We start from the raw sequence: 18007 nt of genomic DNA, 5'->3' as shown, positions 1-18007 counted from the left end.
CGACCACGGGCGGGCGTCTGTCGACAGACGTGCGGTGCCTTCAGCTTCCCTTACCGACGATGTAGAGGTATCCGCCGAGAACCAGGATCCCCGCCGCGAGATAGAGATAGCCGACCCAGAGAGCGGCCACCGCGAACGATGCACCCTGCTCGCCGGTACGACGAATCTGCGCGCGGGCCACATGGCCGCAGACGATGCCGATGAGAAAGGTCAGTCCGATCACGGACAGGATCAGAGCGACGATCGCGGTGACGTTGGTCTTGTTCGTCCGGCGGGCCGGTGCGGGACTCATCTGCGCTCCGGACTCCTCATCATGGCCGTATGTGTGCTGCGGCTCGTCGTTGCGGGTGTCGGCGGGGTCCGCGGTCTGGGAGTAGGCATTCGAGTTGGTGGCGGGACCGGGGTGTGCCCCGATTCCGGCAGCAGGTCCACTCAGTGGTGCGGGGGAGTAGGGCGGGGGCGGCCTGCGGACGGGGGGAGCCCCTGGGCCCTGCGAGGCCGGACCCTGGGGCGGACCACCACGGCCGCGAAATGGCTGCTGACCGCCGGGGCCCTGAGGTGGGGGACCCGCCGGACCTTGTGGGGCAGGCCGGTACGCGGGAGCAGGCCCGGTGGACCCGCCCCGCTGCTCCCAGGCCGGAATCGGTTCGACATCTCGCCGGCGCCGGCCCTCACCACTGTCATAACTCACGAGTCACACGGTACCTGCCTCCGGCAGGTCAGCTGCTCGACTGCCCGTTGGCCGAGGGAGCGGCCGGATCCAGCGTTTTGGCTTCTTCGCCGGCGACGGGCACGTCTGCCAGGCGCGGCGGGGCCGCGGCGACGCTCGGTGGTTGCGGCCGGGTGCGCCGAGAGATGGAGAAGGCTGCGGCCCCCGCGGCGAGGACGGCGATCGAGACCAACGCGATCTTGAATCGGCGCCGTGATGGCGGCCGCGTGGTGGCCAACTGTTCGGGCAACGCGTCGGCGAGGCCGGCGCGCTCGAGTCCGGACACGACCGTCGGGTTGGTGATGTGCACCGGGAAGACGTCCGAGGCCTTGTCCAGGTAGTGCGAGCCGTGGCGCTTGGCGTCGGCGGCGAGGCCGGCCTCGGTGGACCGCGCCTGGGCGGTGAGTTTCTTGGCGCCGGACAGCAGCGCCGTCGCTGCGCTCTGCGTCGCGGCTCCGGCCCCTGCTGCGGATGTGCGGAGGCCGGCGGCGCTCAGTCCTACCGATCCGCGGGTCACATTCGACAACCCGGCGAGCGACTGCCGGGTGCCGAGCTTGACCCGCTGTCCGGCGCTCAGTGCGACGGCTCGGTCGCGTACTGCCTTGAGTTCGGATTCGAGCTTGCTCATATATGCCTCCTTGTGTCGAGCGCCGACTCGCTCGCGCCCGGGTGGTCTCGGCTCAGATGACTCCACCCTAGTGCCCCCGAGGCGCCTCGATCGGGGACGCGGTGGGGGGATGCTCACGCAGCACCAGCTTCCGGGCGACGTCTGCGAGCCGCGTATTGGCGTCTTGAGAAAGGCGCTTGAGCAGATCGAAAGCCTGTACGGCGTCGAGGTCGTAACGTTCCATGATCATGCCCTTGGCCTGTCCGATCACATCTCGCGAGGCCAACGCGCTGTCGAACTCACTGTTCCTTCGCGCCGCAAAGAGGGTTACGGCCGCATGCGTGGCGTGTACCAGGCCGATCTCCTCGGCGCCGGCCCTGAATGCACCCGGTGTTTCTGAATAGAGGTTGAGTGCACCTGCCGCCTCCCGATCGGTGTACAGCCGAAACGACAGACTCGAGCGGATCGGACTCTGCGCCAACACCGCTGCGGTGAATGCGGGCCAACGGCTCTCGGAGGAGAGGTCATCGGCTCGCACTGTGTCCGACTGCAGGGCGGCGTCGACGCAGGGACCCTGTCCCAACTGGCTCTGTAGAGAATCGACGAGCGCAGCCGTTGGGTGGGTGGCGGCTGTCGAGCCGACATGGTGGCCCTTCGAGATGATCGTGATCCCGCCGGATTCCGCACCGGGCACGGTGTCGACCGCGCTCGACATGATTCCCTCGAGCACGGCGGTGATTCCTTCCGGCAGCCGCATGCGGATGTGTTCGGCCAGATCGGCCGTCACCGCTCTCAAGTCCGTCACCGCTCTCACCCCCGGGCGTCGATGTGTCGCGGCGGCTGGAGCTCCGGCGGAGTGTCGAACACTCCTGTCGCCCCGGGGTCACGAGGAGACCGGTTCTGGGCGTCGACCACCGTGCGCGCATATTCGGTGACGGTGACGTCATGGGACCGGGCGAGCCGCGACAGGCGATGGCGTGCGTGGATGACCTCGAGCGCGAAGTGTTCGGCGATGATCCCGACCGCGGTTGTCACGAGGATGGTGCCCTCGAGCACGGCGTCGACGGTGCCGGCAACGCTGTCGCGGCGGTCCCGCGAGTTTCCGGCGCTGAGGGCGACGGCGGTGAGATCGGCGAGGATCTGTCCGAAATCGCCCGGCGGCAGCCTGTTTCCCCAGGGCTGTTCGGTGTGCACGATCATCGACCCGATCGCGGCCCCAGGTGTCCGGAGTGGGAAGGCACGAACCCCGCGTAGGCCCGCTGCGACTGCTCGGGACCGGTAATCGGGCCAGCGGGTGTCCTCGGCCAGGGCGAGATCGGTGACGAGGGAGACCGCGCCGTCGCGTGCGCTGATCAGCGCCGGACCGCTGGTGTTGAGTGACCAGTCGGCGCTGGCGTCGGTTCGGGTCGCCTCGGCGACGATGTGGAGTCCGCCCTCGCCCAGGGTGCGTCGTTCGTCGAGCAGCACGATGACCGCCGAGTAGGCGTCGAAGCATGACCGCGCGTGTTCGACCACCGTCTGCAGCAGCGCGGGCAGATCGAAGTCAGTGGTGAGGGTGCTGGTGACGTCGGAGATCGCGACGCGGGAACGATCGGTGTCGATCACGAAGCACTTCCGGGGATGGGATTCATCGGCCCTCCAGCTCATCGGTGTCACGGAGAGTGAGGCGGCGGGCGACGATCTGGTCGGCCACGTCCTTGATGGATCGCCCGTGTTGGTAGGAAAAGGCGCGCAGTCGATCCAGGGCCTCGGACGCCGGGATGGCGAGCTGCACCGCAACCATGCCCGATGCCAGGTAGACCTGGGAGCGCGAGAACTCGTCGGGCGCGTCGAGCGGCGAGGGAAGTAAGCCCTCGGCCGCGGTGTCAGGATCGTGGGCGGCGTCGTCGACGGACGTCAGGTATTCGTCCCAGTTGCGACGGACCGTGAGTCCGGCGGTGTTGGCGATGGTGATGGCCGCGGTGTGAGCGGACGTCTCGAGCTCACCCTCCGTGCGACGGTAGAGCTCGAGCACGCCGAGCGGATGACCGCCTTCCACGACGGGAAAGGCGAACACGGCACGGGCCCCGACGGCAAATGCCTCGCCGCTGAACACCGGCCACCGCTCCAGCGCTGACCGATCGCGTAAGTCGGGCACCAGATGCGGAGCCCTGTTGTAAAAAGCGTCGAGGCAAGGTCCCTCGCCGAGGGTGAACTGCAGCTCGTCGATCTGCTGGGAAATCGCGTCGGTGGCGTAGACGAGATCCCGGACCCGGCTCTTGCGGGTCAGCAACGCCACGGCTGCGCCGTCGACGCCGGACAGACGGACCGCTGTTTCGCAGAGTTGTCCGACACCGAGGAACACCGGGTTGCGTGCTGAGTCCGTCGCCGGAGTATTGCGATCGTCCACTTCGTGCGGGTCACCGCCGCCGCTCGAGGGATGTGCGTCGCGGCCCGAGGTACCGCTCATGTCAGCTCCCATCGCTACTGGTAAACGTACTCCAGCTCAGGCCCGGTGGCGGCCAGGTGGCACCATGGAGGTCGTGACCACAGCATTGAAAACCGCAACCGCGATCCTGCACACCAACAACGGTGACATCAGGATCGCCCTGTTCGGAAACCACGCACCCAAGACGGTTGCCAACTTCACCGGCCTGGCCGATGGCAGCAAGGACTACTCCAAGCCGAACGCTTCCGGCGGCGACGCGGGGCCGTTCTACGATGGCGCTGTCTTCCACCGCATCATCTCGGGCTTCATGCTCCAGGGCGGCGACCCCACGGGCACCGGCATGGGCGGCCCGGGATACGAGTTCGAAGACGAGTTCCATCCCGAGTTGACCTTCAGCCAGCCGTACCTGCTGGCCATGGCGAACGCCGGGCCCGGCACCAACGGCTCGCAGTTCTTCATCACCGTCGGCCCGACTCCGCACCTCAACCGCAAGCACACCATCTTCGGTGTCGTCGAGGACGAGGAGTCCAAGAAGGTCGTCGACAAGATCGAGGCCGTCTCGACCGACCGTCGTGACCGTCCGCTCGAAGACGTGATCATCCAGAAGATCACCATCGAGTCCTGATCGGTTTTATGTGACATTCCAGCCCCCGGTGCCCGGGCGTCCATCGCCCCCGGCCCAGGTGTGCGTTCGGCACCCCGATCGCCCGACAGGTTTGTCATGCAGCCGGTGCGGCCGTCCGGCCTGCCCTGAGTGTCTGCACCCGGCCGCAGTCGGCCAGCATTGCGTCGACTGCGTCCGGGCGGCGGGGAACCGCGTCCCGCGGGCCCGCACCATCGGTGCGAGCAGGCCGTACGCCACCTACACCCTGCTCGCGGTGAACCTCGTCATCTTTGCGATCACCGCCCTCCAGGCCGGCAGCGTCACGGAACTGCGTTCCTCGGAGGTGTTCACCGAAGGCGCCCTCTGGGGACCCTTCATGGCGTCGGGCGAGTACTGGCGCGTGCTCACCGCCGGGTTCCTGCACTTTTCGTTGATCCACGTCGCGGTCAATATGTTCTCGCTCTACATTCTCGGCCGCGACGTCGAGATCACCCTCGGCACAGCGCGATTCGTCGGGATCTATCTCACCTCACTGCTCGGTGGCAGCGCGCTGGTGATGCTCTTCGAGAACCCGCTGGCGATCAACGCCGGCGCCTCGGGTGCGATCTTCGGTCTGATGGGTGCGACGCTCGTGGTGGTTCTCAAGGCCAAGATCCCGGCCGGCATGGTCCTCGGCGTCATCGGCATCAACGTGGTGCTGTCGCTGACCATCCCGAACATCTCATTGTGGGCCCACATGGGTGGCCTGTTCTTCGGGGCGGCGGCTGCCGCCGGGGTCCTCTACGGTCCCGAACTGCTGCCTGCCGGCAAGAAGACCGCCCGCAACGCCGCAGCGATCGGGTGGATCGTGATGGGTGGCCTCATCGTGCTTGCGCTGGTGCTCAGTGTCGCCCGCGCCCAGACCTTGTAACTCGCGAAAGCGGGATGGTTACTTCCGTTCCTGTATCGCCAGCCCGGCCTCCCGGAGCGCGTCGGCGACGTCGAGCGGGTTCACACCCAGATCCCAGCGTCCGAAGATCACCAACCGTTCGCCGTCGTGGGCGGTCGCGTCATCGATGTCGAACTCCAGGTGCGGCACCCGCCTGCCTAGTCGCGGGTAGCTGATCACCTGGGCTCGGCGGACCTCGTCGAACGCATAGCGCCGGACACCACCGGTGAGCGTCCTGATCGCGAGGGTGTGGGTGTCGACCACCGCCAGTCGCGGGCGGACGCGCAATCCGATGGCGCCGAGTACGAGCAGCAGCACCGCGGCGATGACCATCAGCAGGACCCCCGCGGGATCGGGTCCCGCGACCAGGGCGGCGCCGCCCAACAGCACTCCGCCGGCGACCATGACGCCCGCCATCGCGGGAGGTGTCGACCACGACAGGGTCGACGAAGCAGAGTTATCCACAGGCCTTATCCACAATGGGGACTAGTTACACACATGTTGTTCCACAGCTGTGGATGAATTACACACATGTAGTTCGGGTGCTCACAGGCATCGAGGTCGAGGTCAGCGCCACTTCATGGTCATCAGCAGTCCGGCAACCATGAAGCCGAATCCGATGAGGAAATTCCACGGTCCGAGTTCGTACATCCAGTTCAGGATCTTGCCGTCGGCGCCGAGCGATTCGGGGGTGGCGACCAGGTAGAAGACGATCAGCCACAGCAGGCCGAGCAGCATCAGGCCGAGCATCGTCGAAACATAGACCGTGCTCGACGGTCCGGTTTTCACCTTGACCGGAGTGCGGCTCGCCGGGTTGATCGTGTAATCGGTCTTCTTGCGGACCTTTGACTTGGGCATAGAATTCCTCGGTTCGCGGGCAAAACGTGTCACTACAACCTAGCTCACCAGGCAATAGAGATGTGAAGCCGTGGCGTCGTCCCAGGTAGCCTGATCGTTGTGACCGACCCGATCCACGCCGTGACCGAAACGATCGACCAGGGGCAGGCCCCCGCCCGCATCCTCGTCGTCGACAACTACGACAGCTTCGTCTACAACCTCGTCCAGTACCTCGGACAGTTGGGGGTGCATGCCGAGGTGTGGCGTAACGACGACGCCAGGCTCGCCGACCCGACCACCGCGATCGCTGACTTCGACGGGGTGCTGCTCTCGCCCGGGCCAGGCACGCCGCAGCGGGCCGGTGCCACGATGCCTCTGGTCGGAGCGGCCGCCTCGAGCGAGACCCCGTTGCTCGGGGTCTGCCTCGGGCATCAGGCGATCGGCGCGGCGTTCGGTGCCACTGTCGACCGTGCGCCGGAGTTGCTGCACGGCAAGACCTCACTCGTCTCACACGACGACGACGGTGTCCTGGCGGGTCTGCCGAATCCGTTCACGGCCACCAGATATCACTCGCTGACCGTTCTCCCGGAGACGATCCCGGCCGAGTTGGTGGTCACCGCGGAGACCGGCACCGGCATCGTGATGGCCATGCGCCACCGCGAACTGCCGATCCACGGAGTCCAGTTCCACCCCGAGAGTGTGCTCACCCAGGGCGGGCACCGGATGCTGGCGAACTGGCTGACGGTCTGCGGGATGATCGTGCCCGATGGTCAGGTACGCATCCTCGAAGACCAGGTCGCCGCAGCTCTCGGCTGACGGGACACGTGATGGTCTCCGACACCGAGCGATCCACCCGATCGGCCGCGACCCGCGACCGGATCCTGGTCGCGGCAGAGCGACTGTTCGCCGAACACGGGCTGTTCGCGGTGTCGAATCGGCAGGTGAGCGAGGCGGCCGGACAAGGCAACAACGCCGCTGTCGGTTACCACTTCGGGACCAAGACCGACCTGGTGCGGGCGATCGTGACGAAGCACGCGGGACAGATCGAGGAACTGCGCGCTGCCGCGCTGCACGAGATCGAAGGTTCGACCGACGTTCGCGACTGGGTCACCTGCCTGGTGCGTCCGTCGACCGAGCATCTCGCCGCGCTCGGCACACCCTCCTGGTACGCCCGCTTCAACGCTCAGGTGCTCACCGATCCGACCCTGCGCGTCCTCGTCTACACCGAGGCGTCCGGGGCCTCACCGAGTCTGGCGAAGTTGGTATCCGGGCTCGGGAAGACCCTGGACGATCTGCCCGAGGGTATTCGCCGCGCCCGGGCCGACATGGGCCGGTCGCTGATGGTCCACATGTGTGCCGAACGAGAGTTGCGGCTCGCAGGCGAGGGCGACCCAGACCCCATCGGCTGGCACGACTTCGGGACCGACCTGATCGACGCGATCGTCGGTATCTGGACCGCGCCTGTGACGCGCTGACGCGTTTCGACCCCGTCGACCCGTCGAGCCTAGGGCAGCAGACTCGCTCGGCCCACGGTGATCGAGACCGATCCGTCCTTGCGCACGAGACCGCCCGCTGCGGGTGTCTGGTCGAGGATCTTCTCGTCGTCCGGACTGCCCAGTGGAACGTTGCGGGGCACCGTCGTCAGCGTTGATCTCTCCCACCCGGCGGCGACCAGCGCGGCCTGCGCCTGAGCGGCCGTCTGCCCCCGCAGATCGGGCATCGTGAACATGTTGCCGCGGCTGATGGTGATCTGGACGATGCTGCCCTCGTCGACCTCGACGCCCGCCTCGGGCGAACTGCTGATGACAGTGCCCTCGGGTAGTTCGGAATCCGCCGCGACGACCGCTGGGTTGAGTTCGAGCTGATCGAGGTTGGTACGCGCCTGGGACTCCCGCTGCCCGGTGAGGTCGGGGACGGAGACCCGGCGAGGGCCGGTACCGACCTGAATGGTGATCAGTGCCGTCACCGGTTGGGTGCTGCCCGCAGCCGGAGTGGTGCCGACGACTTTGCCCTTGAGCGCGGCCGTCGACGCGACATCCACGGGGCGTACGTTCCCGAAGCCCAGATTGCTCAGCTCCGTGGTCGCATCCTCTGGGGATTTGTTCCTCAGGTCCGGTACCTGCTGTCGTTGCGGTCCCGCCGAGACGTACAGGGTCACCCGGGATCCCTTGTCCACCTTGACGCCTTCGCCCGGGGTGGTCCTGGTCGGCGCACCGGCGGCAACGGTCGGACTGGGTTCGTCGAGCTGGTTGACGCGAAAGCCCATCTTCTCCAGCTCGGCGCGGGCCTGTTCGGTCGACATCTCGGTGACCTGGGGTATCGACACCTGCGGGGTGGCCTCGGACGCCCAGGGACGTACGAGCAGCAGGGTCACGCCGACGATCAGCAACAGGGCCAAAGCTCCGAATCCCGCGACCTTCAGGGCGGTGCGGTTCTTGCGCGGTGGATCGTCGTCGTTCTCGTCGCGCCGATGCGAGCCCGACGGGCCGACCCGGGCGACCCGGGCGCGGGGCCCGGTGTCGATGAGTGCCGTGCGGTCTTCGTCGCTCATCACCATCGGCGCGCTCGGCTTGCCGCCGGCGAGCACCTTCATCAGATCCGAACGCATCTCCGCCGCGGACTGATACCGGTTGGCGGGGTTCTTGCTCATGGCCTTGAGGACAACGGAATCGAGTTCGGCGGGTACCCCTGCGAGCACCGACGACGGGGTCGGCGGGTCTTCCCGGACGTGTTGATAGGCCACTGCCACCGGTGAATCGCCGGTGAAAGGCGGTTCGCCGGTGAGTAGTTCGAACAGCACGCAACCCAGCGAGTAGACGTCGCTGCGGGCATCGACGCTCTCGCCGCGGGCCTGCTCCGGCGAGAGGTACTGCGCGGTTCCGATGACGGCCGCGGTCTGGGTCACGGAGTTGCCGGTGTCGGCGAGCACCCGGGCGATACCGAAGTCCATCACCTTGACGGCACCGGACTTGTCGATCATCACGTTCGCCGGTTTGACGTCCCGGTGAACGATGCCGTTCTGATGCGAAAAGTGCAGAGCCGCAGCCACATCCGCGATCCACGTCATTGCCTGACGCGGCTTGACATGACCTTCCGCGCGGAGCACGTCGCGCAGCGTCTCGCCGTCGACGAACTCCATCACGATGTAGGGCAGCGGGCCCTCGGGAGTGGTCGCCTCGCCGGTGTCGAAGACCTGGACGATGGTCGGGTGATTCAGCGCCGCGGCGTTCTGTGCCTCACGCCGGAAGCGGAGGTAGAACGTCGGGTCACGGGCGAGATCGGCACGCAACACCTTGATCGCGACGTCGCGGTGCAGGAGGAGATCCCGTGCGAGGTGGACCTCGGACATGCCACCGAAACCGAGCGTCTCGCCCAGTTCGTAGCGGTCAGAGACCTGTCGGGGGTCAGCCATCAACCACCGTCCTGGGGTCCGGGCTGTTCGCTTTCGCTCAGCTCGTTGTCGTTGCCCTGATCATTGTCGCTCTCGCGCGCCGGTAGGCCCGGAATCTGGATGCTCGGCAGCGTCGGGAACGTCGGACCATCGTTTGTGGTGGTCGTCGTGGTCTCCGGGGTGGTGGTCGTGGTCGTTTCCTCGGTCGTCGTGGTGGTCGTCCGAGTGGTGGTCGTGGTCGTTTCTTCGGTGGTCGTCGGTGGCGGCGTGGTGGTCGTGGTGGTACTCCGCGTGGTCGACGACCTCGGCGCCGGCGTATCCGAGTCGCCGGTCGAGCGCATCAGGAGGAAGCCGACGAGCACCAGCGCGCCGATCAGCAGGATCACCGCGGCAGCGGCCAACGCTTTCTGTCCGGCGGACCAGCCCTGCTGATCGCTCGGAACCGGCGGCTGCGGCCGGGGCTGCGGTGCGGGGGCCGGGCGCGGCGCGGCAACGGGCGCCATCATGGCGGTTGCCGGGCGCGGACCGGTCGCTGCGCCGGGCTGTGGGGGGCGCCGTCCGGCACGGACCGCGGCCACCGCGTTGGCGAATTCGCCACCGTCGGAATACCGCTGAGTGGGGTCCTTGGCCATGGTGATCTCGATGAGCTCGCGCACATTCACCGGCAGATCCGTCGGTAGCGGCGGCGCCTCTTCGCGGATGTGCTTCATCGCGACGGTGATCGCGCCATCGCCGAGGAACGGTCTGCGGCCCGCGATGGCCTCATAGCCGACGACCCCGAGCGAATACACATCCGACGCTGCAGTGGCGTCCTCACCGAGGGCCTGCTCCGGGGAGATGTATTGCGCGGTTCCCATGACCATGCCGGTCTGCGTGACCGGCGCGGCGTCCACTGCCTTGGCGATACCGAAGTCGGTGATCTTCACCTGGCCGGTCGGCGTGATGAGGATATTGCCCGGTTTCACGTCGCGGTGCACCAGACCGGCGTCGTGGGCGGCCTTGAGAGCCCGACCGGTCTGCTCGAGCATGTCGAGGGCGTTGTTCAGAGAGAGCCTGCCCACCCGGGTGAGTACGGCGTTGAGCGGCTCACCGTTGACGAGTTCCATGACGAGGTAGGCGACATTGCCTGCGCCCGGATCCTGGGCCTCGCCGTAGTCGAAGACGTTCGCGATGCCGGGGTGATTGAGCATGGCGGTGGTACGGGCCTCGGTACGGAACCGCTCGAGGAACTCGGGGTCGTCGGAGAATTCGGCCTTGAGGGCTTTGACGGCGACGCGACGATCGAGCCGGGTGTCCATGGTTTCCCACACCTGGCCCATGCCGCCGGTCGCGATCAGTCGCATCAGCCGATACCGGCCCGCGATGGTCGTGCCTCCCTGCAAAGTCACCCGGTCACTCCTCACCTGCGAGCGCGTTGATCACTGCGCGCCCGATCGGAGCGGCTGACGAGCCGCCCGTTGCCTGTAGTCCCCCATCGCCGTTCTCGACGATCACCGCGACCGCCACCTGGGCGTTGCTCGACGGACCGAACGCGATGTACCACGCATACGGTGTCTCGTCGGTGCCCTGGGTATCGGAATGTTCGGCGGTGCCGGTCTTCGACGCGATCGGTACCGGGCCGCCGGAGCCACGAGTGTTGCGTTCTGAATCGATCATCATTCCGGTCAGCGTCGCGGCAGTCTGGGAAGAGATCGGTTCGTTCAACGACTCGGGGCGGGTCGTGTTCAGTGTCTTGAGATCGGGACCCTGCAGTTTATCCACGAGATAGGGCTGCATGCGAACTCCGCCGTTGGCGATGGTCGCCGCGATCATCGCGTTCTGGATCGGGGTGAACCGCACGTCGCGCTGGCCGATGGCGCTCTGGCCGAGAGCGGCGAGGTCAGGAACCGGGCCCATGGTCGACTCCGACACCGGCAGCGGGGTGTCCGGGAGTTGGGTGTCGACGCCGAACGCGTTCGCCTGGTTCTTGACCGAATCGATGGGGTTCTGCAGCTTCTCGGTGGCGAGCTGGACGAACGCGGTGTTGCACGAGTACTCGAGCGCCTGGTGCATCGTCACCTGTCCGCCACTCGAGTCCGGGCAGGTCTCGCCGCCGTAGTTGGTGAGTCCGGTGGTGGTCTGCGGGAGGTCGATGCTGCTGGTCGCGGTCAGCCTGACGTCCTCGGTGACCCCCTGCTCGAGCGCCGCCGCGGTGGTGATGACCTTGAAAGTCGAACCCGGAGGGTACGTCTCGTTGAGCGCGCGGTTGAGCATCGGCTGGAAACCGGTCGAGGTCTCGGTCGGATTCCACTGGGCCCAGGCGTCTTCGCGGACAGTCGAGTCGTGATTGGCCAGCAGGTTGGGGTCGTAGCTCGGTGTCGAGACCATCGCGAGGATCGCGCCGGTACTGGGCGCGATGGCGACGACGGCGCCGCGGCAGCCACCGTTGCATCCCTTGCCCATCTCGTCGAACGCCACCTTCTGCAGCTTCGGATTGATGGTGGTGATGACGTTGCCGCCACGGGGATCGCGTCCGGAGAACATGTCGGCGAACCGCTGACCGAAGAGGCGGTCGTCATTGCCGTTGAGGATCGAATCCTCGGCCTGCTCCAGTCCCGAACTCGCGTACTGGAACGAGTAGAAACCGGTGACCGGGGCGAACGCGTCGGCCCACGGACCGGGGTAGGTGCGCAGGTACTTCAGCCGGTCGTCGGTGGGCACCGATTGCGCGATCACCTCTTGGCCGGCGGTGATCTGCCCGCGCTGACGGGAGTACTCATCGAGCAGCACCCGCTGGTTGCGTGGGTCGGCGCGCAACTCATCGGCCTTGAACACCTGGACGTAGGTGGCGTTCAGGAGCAGGGCAAGGATGATCACCATCACCGCGATGACCACACGGCGGATCGGAATGTTCATGTGCGCTTGACCATCTCGGTGGGCGCGTCCGCAATCGGCGTCGGCTTCTTCTTTGTGGGGTCGGGTTCGCGCGCAGCGTTGGAGACGCGGATGAGCAACGCCACCAAGATGTAGTTGGCGAGCAGCGACGAACCACCGTAGGACATGAACGGAGTCGTCAGACCCGTCAGTGGGATCAGCTTGGTGACGCCCCCGACGACGACGAAGATCTGCATCGCGATGGTGAACGAGAGCCCGGTGGCGAGCAGTTTGCCGAAGCTGTCGCGCACCATGATCCCGGTCCGCAGTCCCCGCACGATGAGGATCAGGTACAGCAGCAGGATCGCGGCCAGGCCGACCAGACCGAGCTCTTCACCGATCGTCGCGATGATGAAGTCTGTGTTGGCGAACGGCACGATGTTCGGGCGTCCCGAACCCAGTCCGGTGCCGAAGAGGCCACCGGTGGCGAGCCCGAAGAGGCCTTGCCCCACCTGATAGCCCTGGCCGTAGAAGTCGTTGAACGGATCCTGCCAGATGCTCACGCGCACTTGCAGATGCGAGAACAGCTGGTAGGCCACGATGGCGCCGAGGGCGAACAGACTCACCCCGATGATCAGCCAACTGACCCGTTCGGTCGCGACGTAGAGCATCACCAGCATGGTCGAGAAGATGAGTAGCGAGGTGCCGAGGTCGGCCTCGAACGCCAGCACGCCGATCGAGATGACCCAGGCGGCCAGCAGGGGTCCGAGGTCGCGCGCGCGTGGCAGGTCCATGCCGAGGAAGTGTTTGCCGGCCGTGGTGAACAGATCGCGCTTGGAGACCAGCAGCGATGCGGTGAAGATGATGATCAGGATCTTAGAGAACTCGCCGGGCTGGATGTTGAACAGAGGGGTTCGGATCCAGATCTTCGAGCCGTTGATCTCCGACATCGACGCAGGCAGGATCGCCGGGATCGCCAGGAAGATCAGACCGCCGAGTCCGAGGATGTAGCTGTACCGCGACAACGTGCGGTGGTCGCGGATCAGGATCAGGACCGCCGAGAACGCGACGATGCCGAGCACCGCCCACAAGACCTGCTGGTCGGCGTCGTGGGTACGTTCGATCGGGTTCGCCGTCTCGCCGTTCTGGCCGGTGCCGAGGTCGAGGCGATGGATGAGCACCAGTCCCAGCCCGTTGATGGTGGCCACCAACGGAAGGATCAGCGGGTCCGCGTATGGGGCGAACCGTCGCACCACGAGGTGCGCCAGCCCGAAGAGCGCCATGTAGGCGAGGATGTATTTCGCCAGATCCCAGGTGAGACTCTGCGATTGAGCCACCTGCACCAGGATCAGGGCAACCGCGACGATCACCGTCGACAACCCGAGCAGCAGCAGCTCGGAGTTGCGGCCGGTGTAGTTCCGTGACGTCGGCCCGGTGGCCGGTGGTTTTTGCGTGACGGCTGCCTGCGACATCAGCGCCCCCGACAGTTGGCGGGCTGGGTGACCGGCGGGGTGGTGGTGCTGGTCAACGGCGGCTGCGTGCTCGCGGTCCCGGACTCCGGAGGTGCCGGTTGGCCCGACGGTGCCGGGGGCACGGGGGATCCGGGCGGCGGTGTCGCCGGGGCAGGGCTCGCCGGGGCGGGCGTGACGCCCTGCGCCGACGCCGAATCCTCTTCCGGACACAACGGCAGCAGGTTGTTCATGAGCGTGCGGACCTGGGCCTCGGCGTCGTCGAGCGGCACCGGGTCGCGCCCTTCGAGCGAGGCGGGAGCGGTTCCGGTCAGGTCGGTCACCTTGAGGGGAACGCAGTCGGCGGGGCGATTGTCGACGTCGACGAGGTCGACGGTCGGTTGATCGGTGTCCATCCCGTGGGTACAGGTGATCTTGCTCAGCTCTTGTAGGTCGAGTCCGAGGAACGAACCCTGCATGCCGCGGTAGAGCACCACTTCACCGTTGTTGCTGCTGACGTAGTAGTTGGAGCGGACGATCGCGCGACCGACGAACACACCTGCCACCAAGATCACGATGATCGCGAGCGCAACACCGCCGATGATCCACTTGCGACGCGGATGCGCCTGCGGCGGTTCGGGTTCGGGGGTGTTGATGGTCGGCCTGCGAGGAGACTGCGCGGGAGGACGCAGAGCCGCTGCCCGCCCCGCGGAGGTGCGGGGGTCCGGGACGTACTCCTGGTCGTCGCCACCGGCTGCCCCACCCAGGATCGGCTGACTCTCTCCGTAGTCGACATCCACGACGTCGGCCACGACGACGGTGACGTTGTCGGGCCCACCGCCTCGCAGCGCCAGTTCGATCAGTCGATCGGCGCAGTCCTTGTGGTTGGCAACCGACGACATGGTGTCGGAGATGGTCTCTTCACTGACGACGTCGGACAGCCCGTCGCTGCAGAGCAGGTACCGGTCTCCGGCGCGGGCTTCGCGGACGGTGAGGGTCGGTTCCACCTCGGTCCCGGTGAGTGCGCGCATGATCAGGGACCGCTGGGGGTGGGTGTGCGCCTCTTCGGCGGTGATGCGGCCCTCTTCGACGAGGGTCTGCACGAACGTGTCGTCGCGGGTGATCTGCGTGAGCTGGCCGTCGCGGAGGAGGTAGCCGCGGGAGTCGCCGATGTGGCACAGCCCCAGGCGCGAGCCGGCGAAGAGGATGGCGGTCAGGGTGGTGCCCATACCGTCGAGTTCTGGTGCCTCGGCCACCTGATCGGCGATGGCCTCGTTCCCGTGGCGGGTCGCGGCGTCGAGTTTGGCGAGCAGGTCGCCGCCCGGTTCGTCGTCATCGAGGGGACGCAGTGCCTGGATGACCAGCTGGCTGGCGACTTCGCCTGCCGCGTGGCCGCCCATACCGTCAGCCAACGCCAGCAGGCGGGCACCGGCGTAGACGGAATCCTCATTGTTGGCGCGGACCAATCCGCGGTCGCTACGCGCGATATAGCGCAACACCAGGGTCACGGGCGCAACTCAATCACGGTTTTGCCCACGCGTACCGGAGTTGCGAGCGGGACGCGAACAGCGGTGGTCACCTTTGCGCGATCAAGGTAGGTGCCGTTCGTCGAACCGAGGTCTTCGACGTACCAGTCGTCGCCGCGGCGAACCAGGCGAGCGTGTCTTTCGGAGGCGTATTCATCGGTCAGCACCAGCGTGGAGTCGTCGGCACGGCCGAGTAGTACCGGCTGGGTGCCGAGTGTGATGCGGGTGTTCGCCAATGCGCCGTGCGTCACGATGAGATATCTGGGGCCACCTTTGACCCTCGCGGGGGTCCCGCCCCGATTGCGGCGTTCGTACCGCGTGAGCGGCCGCTGGCCGGTCGCGGCGTACACATCGCTGCGGATGACACGCAGGACGGCCCAGATCATCAGCCACAAGAGCAGCAAGAAGCCGACACGCGTCAGCTGCAGCACTATGCCCTGCACGTATTTTCACCTCCCGGGCCAGCCAACAACGTCCTGTGCATCTTATGGCCCAGTGGCGGCCCGGTTGGTATTCGGATGTGTCACTTGTGTATCGGACACCCGATTCTGGGTGAATCGAACACTCGTGGGTGACACCTGGGCGGTGCGCCTACCTGGCGGTGCGGGGCCCGGGGGACGTCACTGGAACCGGACGGTGATGTCGGAATGTCCCACGCGGATCCGGTCCCCGTCGGCGAGTTCCCAGCTGCTGACCTGCACGTCGTTGACCGTGGTGCCATTCGTGGAGTTGAGGTCGTTGAGCAGCGCGCTGGACCCGTCCCAACGGATTTCCACGTGCCGGCGCGAGACGCCGGTGTCCGGCAGCCGGAACTGCGCGTCCTGGCCGCGACCGATCACGTTCGAACCGTTGCGGAGCTGGAAGGTCCGGTTGCTGCCGTCCTCGAGCAGAAGGGTGATGGCAGTCGGTGCGTAACCGGCGGGCGCCGCGTAACCGCCGCCCGCGGCGTAGCCGCCCTGGTCATAGCCGCCGGGCTGGTCGGCGTAGGCGCCTTGCTGGTCCGCGGCGTACGCGCCCTGTTCGTATCCGCCGCCACCCTGTTGGTAGCCCTGGCCGTAGCCGGGCTGCTGCTGGTCCGGGGCGTAAGCACCGCCCTGGTTGTAGGCAGCGGGTTGCTGGTCGTACCCGCGGTCGTAGCCGCCCTGCTGCTCGGGCGCGTAGCCACCCGGGTTCTCGTAGCCGGCCTGCTGGTAGCCCTGGTCGTATCCGCGCTGGTCGTAGCCCTGCTGGTCTGCGGCATAGCCGCCCCGATAATCCGGGCCCTGCTGATCCGGTGCGTAGCCGGGCTGCTGGTAGCCGCCCGCCTGGTAACCGGCCGGGTCGTACGCGCCTTGCTGGTCGTACCCACGTTGGTCGTACCCGCGCTGGTCGTAGCCCTGCTGGTCGTAACCCTGTTGGTCGTACCCACGCTGGTAATCCGGTCCGCCCTGCTGGCTGTACGCCTGGGGGGGTCCGTCCACCGGAGCCTGATCCTGACCGTCGTACGGCTGCTGGCTGTACGCGGCCGCCGGTGGGTAGGAGCCCTGGTCATATCCTCCGCGCTGGTCATATCCGGAGTTCTGCGTCATGGGGGTGGCTCCTGCTTCTCGGTTGCGTGGTGGTGCGGGGGGCGGGACATTGGGCGGTTGCGGAGGCGGAACCGCTCCCGGCGGGAACGGCAAGCCCGGCTGGGGTCCGGCGCCGGGTGGTGGAACCGGCATCGGACGCGCGTCCGGGTTGATCGAACCGCGAGCCCGGAACTGTCCGGTGTGCAGTGTCGGCGAGTGCGCGAACTCCACGACCACGTCACCGTATGTTTGCCAGCCGTTGTCGCGGATGAAGTTCTCGAGATGTTTCGAGAAAGTCTTGCGATTCAGCTCGTACTCGGCGGCCATCTCCTGGTGGTCGGTCGAACTGACGACCAGCGTGTAGGCGTTGGGGGCCAGCTTTCCGCCGTCGCCGAGGTCCTCGAGGCTGTCTTCTGCCTCGCGTTGCAAAGCGTTCTCGACCTCTTGCGGAGCCACCTTGCCGCCGAACACCCGGGCAAAGCCGTCGTCCACAGCGCCCTCGAGTTTGCGCTCGATTCTCTGAAGTATTCCCATGGCCAGACGACCTCCCTCCGGATTGTCAGCGTGTCGGCGTGCCAATCGTGCTGTTTGATGATAGCGACTCCGGCCCTGCGATGGCACTCCAGGGAGAACATCTGCAACGCCAGCCCCAGATGTCCCAGGTGACGTGAGTCGAAAGTCGTCTGAATGAACGGTAGGCCAGTGACGCCCGATTTCAGAATGACGGTGGCACTTCAAGGGAGCCGACCAGCTCGAACGTGGGGGCCGGATACGGATTTCAGGACCTACGGGTGCTCGTGTTACCGTTTTCCGGTTCCGTTTCTAAGCACTTCGACGCGGAGCAGCCACGGGCGAGTGGCGGAATGGCAGACGCGCTGGCTTCAGGTGCCAGTGTCCTTCGGGACGTGGGGGTTCAAGTCCCCCTTCGCCCACCACGAGGTCAGGTCGCAGAGATGCGGCCTGACCTTTTTTGATGCCTCCAGTGCGCTCCGCGGAACGCGGGTAGTCATCGTCAGGGTGCGACGCGGGCGCCCTGAGATCGTCCCCGTGAGTGGTGTCAGAAGGCAATACGGGTTGTTTCGAAATGAAGTTCTGGGTGTGGGTCTGTGGCGATGGGCTGCCGTTGGTG

18 protein-coding genes and 1 tRNA gene are annotated in these 18007 nt (G+C 66.6%); 5 read left to right on the top strand and 14 right to left on the bottom strand.

What is annotated here, in order from left to right; translation table 11 throughout:
* Positions 1 to 40 precede the first annotated feature (40 nt).
* The 5 genes from BFL43_RS29440 to BFL43_RS11115 form a co-directional block, all read right to left on the bottom strand.
* Positions 41 to 691 carry a DUF4190 domain-containing protein gene (locus tag BFL43_RS29440; protein WP_143695261.1) on the bottom strand — a complete coding sequence of 217 codons (651 nt, stop codon included), beginning with the start codon at positions 689 to 691 and terminating at the stop codon, positions 41 to 43.
* A gap of 28 nt (positions 692 to 719) precedes the next feature.
* Positions 720 to 1337: a hypothetical protein gene (locus BFL43_RS11130; RefSeq protein WP_084892617.1), complete on the bottom strand. Its 618-nt coding sequence runs from the start codon at positions 1335 to 1337 to the stop codon at positions 720 to 722.
* Positions 1338 to 1404: 67 nt separating this feature from the next.
* Positions 1405 to 2121, bottom strand: a complete 717-nt coding sequence (locus BFL43_RS11125; RefSeq protein WP_084892616.1) for a GAF and ANTAR domain-containing protein — start codon at positions 2119 to 2121, stop codon at positions 1405 to 1407.
* 5 nt (positions 2122 to 2126) lie between these two features.
* A complete protein-coding gene (locus BFL43_RS11120; protein ID WP_143695260.1) occupies positions 2127 to 2921 on the bottom strand; it encodes a GAF domain-containing protein in 795 nt (264 codons plus the stop codon).
* A gap of 22 nt (positions 2922 to 2943) precedes the next feature.
* Positions 2944 to 3765: a GAF and ANTAR domain-containing protein gene (locus BFL43_RS11115; RefSeq protein ID WP_168176608.1), complete on the bottom strand. Its 822-nt coding sequence runs from the start codon at positions 3763 to 3765 to the stop codon at positions 2944 to 2946.
* 64 nt (positions 3766 to 3829) lie between these two features.
* Here BFL43_RS11115 and BFL43_RS11110 point away from each other — a divergent pair, with 64 nt between their 5' ends.
* Positions 3830 to 4369: a peptidylprolyl isomerase gene (locus BFL43_RS11110; RefSeq protein ID WP_206186652.1), complete on the top strand. Its 540-nt coding sequence runs from the start codon at positions 3830 to 3832 to the stop codon at positions 4367 to 4369.
* Positions 4370 to 4427: 58 nt separating this feature from the next.
* On the top strand, positions 4428 to 5258 hold the full coding sequence (locus BFL43_RS11105; protein WP_084892613.1) for a rhomboid family intramembrane serine protease: 831 nt from the start codon (positions 4428 to 4430) through the stop codon (positions 5256 to 5258).
* A gap of 18 nt (positions 5259 to 5276) precedes the next feature.
* Here BFL43_RS11105 and BFL43_RS11100 read toward each other — a convergent pair whose 3' ends face one another.
* Positions 5277 to 5741 (bottom strand): PH domain-containing protein, encoded by a 465-nt coding sequence (locus tag BFL43_RS11100; protein ID WP_143695259.1) that lies wholly within the window; start codon positions 5739 to 5741, stop codon positions 5277 to 5279.
* Positions 5742 to 5843: 102 nt separating this feature from the next.
* A complete protein-coding gene (gene crgA, locus BFL43_RS11095) occupies positions 5844 to 6134 on the bottom strand; it encodes a cell division protein CrgA (RefSeq protein WP_084892611.1) in 291 nt (96 codons plus the stop codon).
* Between the two features lie 99 nt (positions 6135 to 6233).
* Here crgA and BFL43_RS11090 point away from each other — a divergent pair, with 99 nt between their 5' ends.
* Positions 6234 to 6929: an aminodeoxychorismate/anthranilate synthase component II gene (locus BFL43_RS11090; protein WP_240498201.1), complete on the top strand. Its 696-nt coding sequence runs from the start codon at positions 6234 to 6236 to the stop codon at positions 6927 to 6929.
* A gap of 11 nt (positions 6930 to 6940) precedes the next feature.
* On the top strand, positions 6941 to 7588 hold the full coding sequence (locus BFL43_RS11085; protein ID WP_084892610.1) for a TetR/AcrR family transcriptional regulator: 648 nt from the start codon (positions 6941 to 6943) through the stop codon (positions 7586 to 7588).
* Positions 7589 to 7617: 29 nt separating this feature from the next.
* Here BFL43_RS11085 and pknB read toward each other — a convergent pair whose 3' ends face one another.
* The 7 genes from pknB to BFL43_RS11050 all read right to left on the bottom strand — a co-directional run bounded on the left by pknB (position 7618) and on the right by BFL43_RS11050 (position 17412).
* Positions 7618 to 9525 (bottom strand): Stk1 family PASTA domain-containing Ser/Thr kinase, encoded by a 1908-nt coding sequence (pknB, locus tag BFL43_RS11080; protein ID WP_143695258.1) that lies wholly within the window; start codon positions 9523 to 9525, stop codon positions 7618 to 7620.
* The gene (locus BFL43_RS11075; RefSeq protein ID WP_084892608.1) at positions 9525 to 10892 is read right to left on the bottom strand and encodes a protein kinase; all 1368 of its coding nucleotides are present in this window, start codon (positions 10890 to 10892) and stop codon (positions 9525 to 9527) included. Before BFL43_RS11075 ends, pknB begins: the two co-directional genes overlap by 1 nt.
* Positions 10893 to 10896: 4 nt before the next feature.
* Entirely contained in the window at positions 10897 to 12399 is a 1503-nt protein-coding gene (locus tag BFL43_RS11070) for a penicillin-binding protein 2 (protein WP_084892607.1), read from the bottom strand.
* Positions 12396 to 13829, bottom strand: coding sequence for an FtsW/RodA/SpoVE family cell cycle protein (locus BFL43_RS11065; protein WP_084837914.1), 1434 nt, complete (start codon positions 13827 to 13829; stop codon positions 12396 to 12398). The genes BFL43_RS11070 and BFL43_RS11065 overlap by 4 nt, the downstream gene beginning before the upstream one ends.
* Complete coding sequence (locus BFL43_RS11060) at positions 13829 to 15313, bottom strand: protein phosphatase 2C domain-containing protein (RefSeq protein WP_084892606.1); 1485 nt, start codon at positions 15311 to 15313, stop codon at positions 13829 to 13831. Before BFL43_RS11060 ends, BFL43_RS11065 begins: the two co-directional genes overlap by 1 nt.
* A complete protein-coding gene (locus BFL43_RS11055; protein ID WP_084892605.1) occupies positions 15310 to 15774 on the bottom strand; it encodes an FHA domain-containing protein in 465 nt (154 codons plus the stop codon). The genes BFL43_RS11060 and BFL43_RS11055 overlap by 4 nt, the downstream gene beginning before the upstream one ends.
* A 177-nt stretch (positions 15775 to 15951) precedes the next feature.
* Complete coding sequence (locus tag BFL43_RS11050) at positions 15952 to 17412, bottom strand: DUF3662 and FHA domain-containing protein (protein WP_084892604.1); 1461 nt, start codon at positions 17410 to 17412, stop codon at positions 15952 to 15954.
* 315 nt (positions 17413 to 17727) lie between these two features.
* Between BFL43_RS11050 and BFL43_RS11045 the strand changes: the two genes are divergently transcribed.
* Positions 17728 to 17813: transfer RNA gene (locus tag BFL43_RS11045), tRNA-Leu, on the top strand.
* The last annotated feature ends 194 nt before the right edge of the window (positions 17814 to 18007 follow it).

Origin of the sequence: Williamsia sp. 1135, assembly GCF_002095395.1 — a bacterium.
In the GTDB taxonomy this organism is placed as follows: Bacteria; Actinomycetota; Actinomycetes; order Mycobacteriales; family Mycobacteriaceae; genus Williamsia.
The sequence above is the reverse complement of the archived record's forward strand: the minus strand, read 5'-3'. Positions and strand labels throughout refer to the sequence as shown.

Bases quoted from the DNA above. Each gene is read 5' to 3' on its own strand.
- BFL43_RS11130 (WP_084892617.1), bottom strand. From the start codon at position 1,337: ATGAGCAAGCTCGAATCCGAACTCAAGGCAGTACGCGACCGAGCCGTC.
- BFL43_RS11115 (WP_168176608.1), bottom strand. From the start codon at position 3,765: ATGAGCGGTACCTCGGGCCGCGACGCACATCCCTCGAGCGGCGGCGGT.
- BFL43_RS11110 (WP_206186652.1), top strand. From the start codon at position 3,830: ATGGAGGTCGTGACCACAGCATTGAAAACCGCAACCGCGATCCTGCAC.
- crgA (WP_084892611.1), bottom strand. From the start codon at position 6,134: ATGCCCAAGTCAAAGGTCCGCAAGAAGACCGATTACACGATCAACCCG.
- BFL43_RS11085 (WP_084892610.1), top strand. From the start codon at position 6,941: ATGGTCTCCGACACCGAGCGATCCACCCGATCGGCCGCGACCCGCGAC.
- pknB (WP_143695258.1), bottom strand. From the start codon at position 9,525: ATGGCTGACCCCCGACAGGTCTCTGACCGCTACGAACTGGGCGAGACG.
- BFL43_RS11070 (WP_084892607.1), bottom strand. From the start codon at position 12,399: ATGAACATTCCGATCCGCCGTGTGGTCATCGCGGTGATGGTGATCATC.
- BFL43_RS11065 (WP_084837914.1), bottom strand. From the start codon at position 13,829: ATGTCGCAGGCAGCCGTCACGCAAAAACCACCGGCCACCGGGCCGACG.
- BFL43_RS11050 (WP_084892604.1), bottom strand. From the start codon at position 17,412: ATGGGAATACTTCAGAGAATCGAGCGCAAACTCGAGGGCGCTGTGGAC.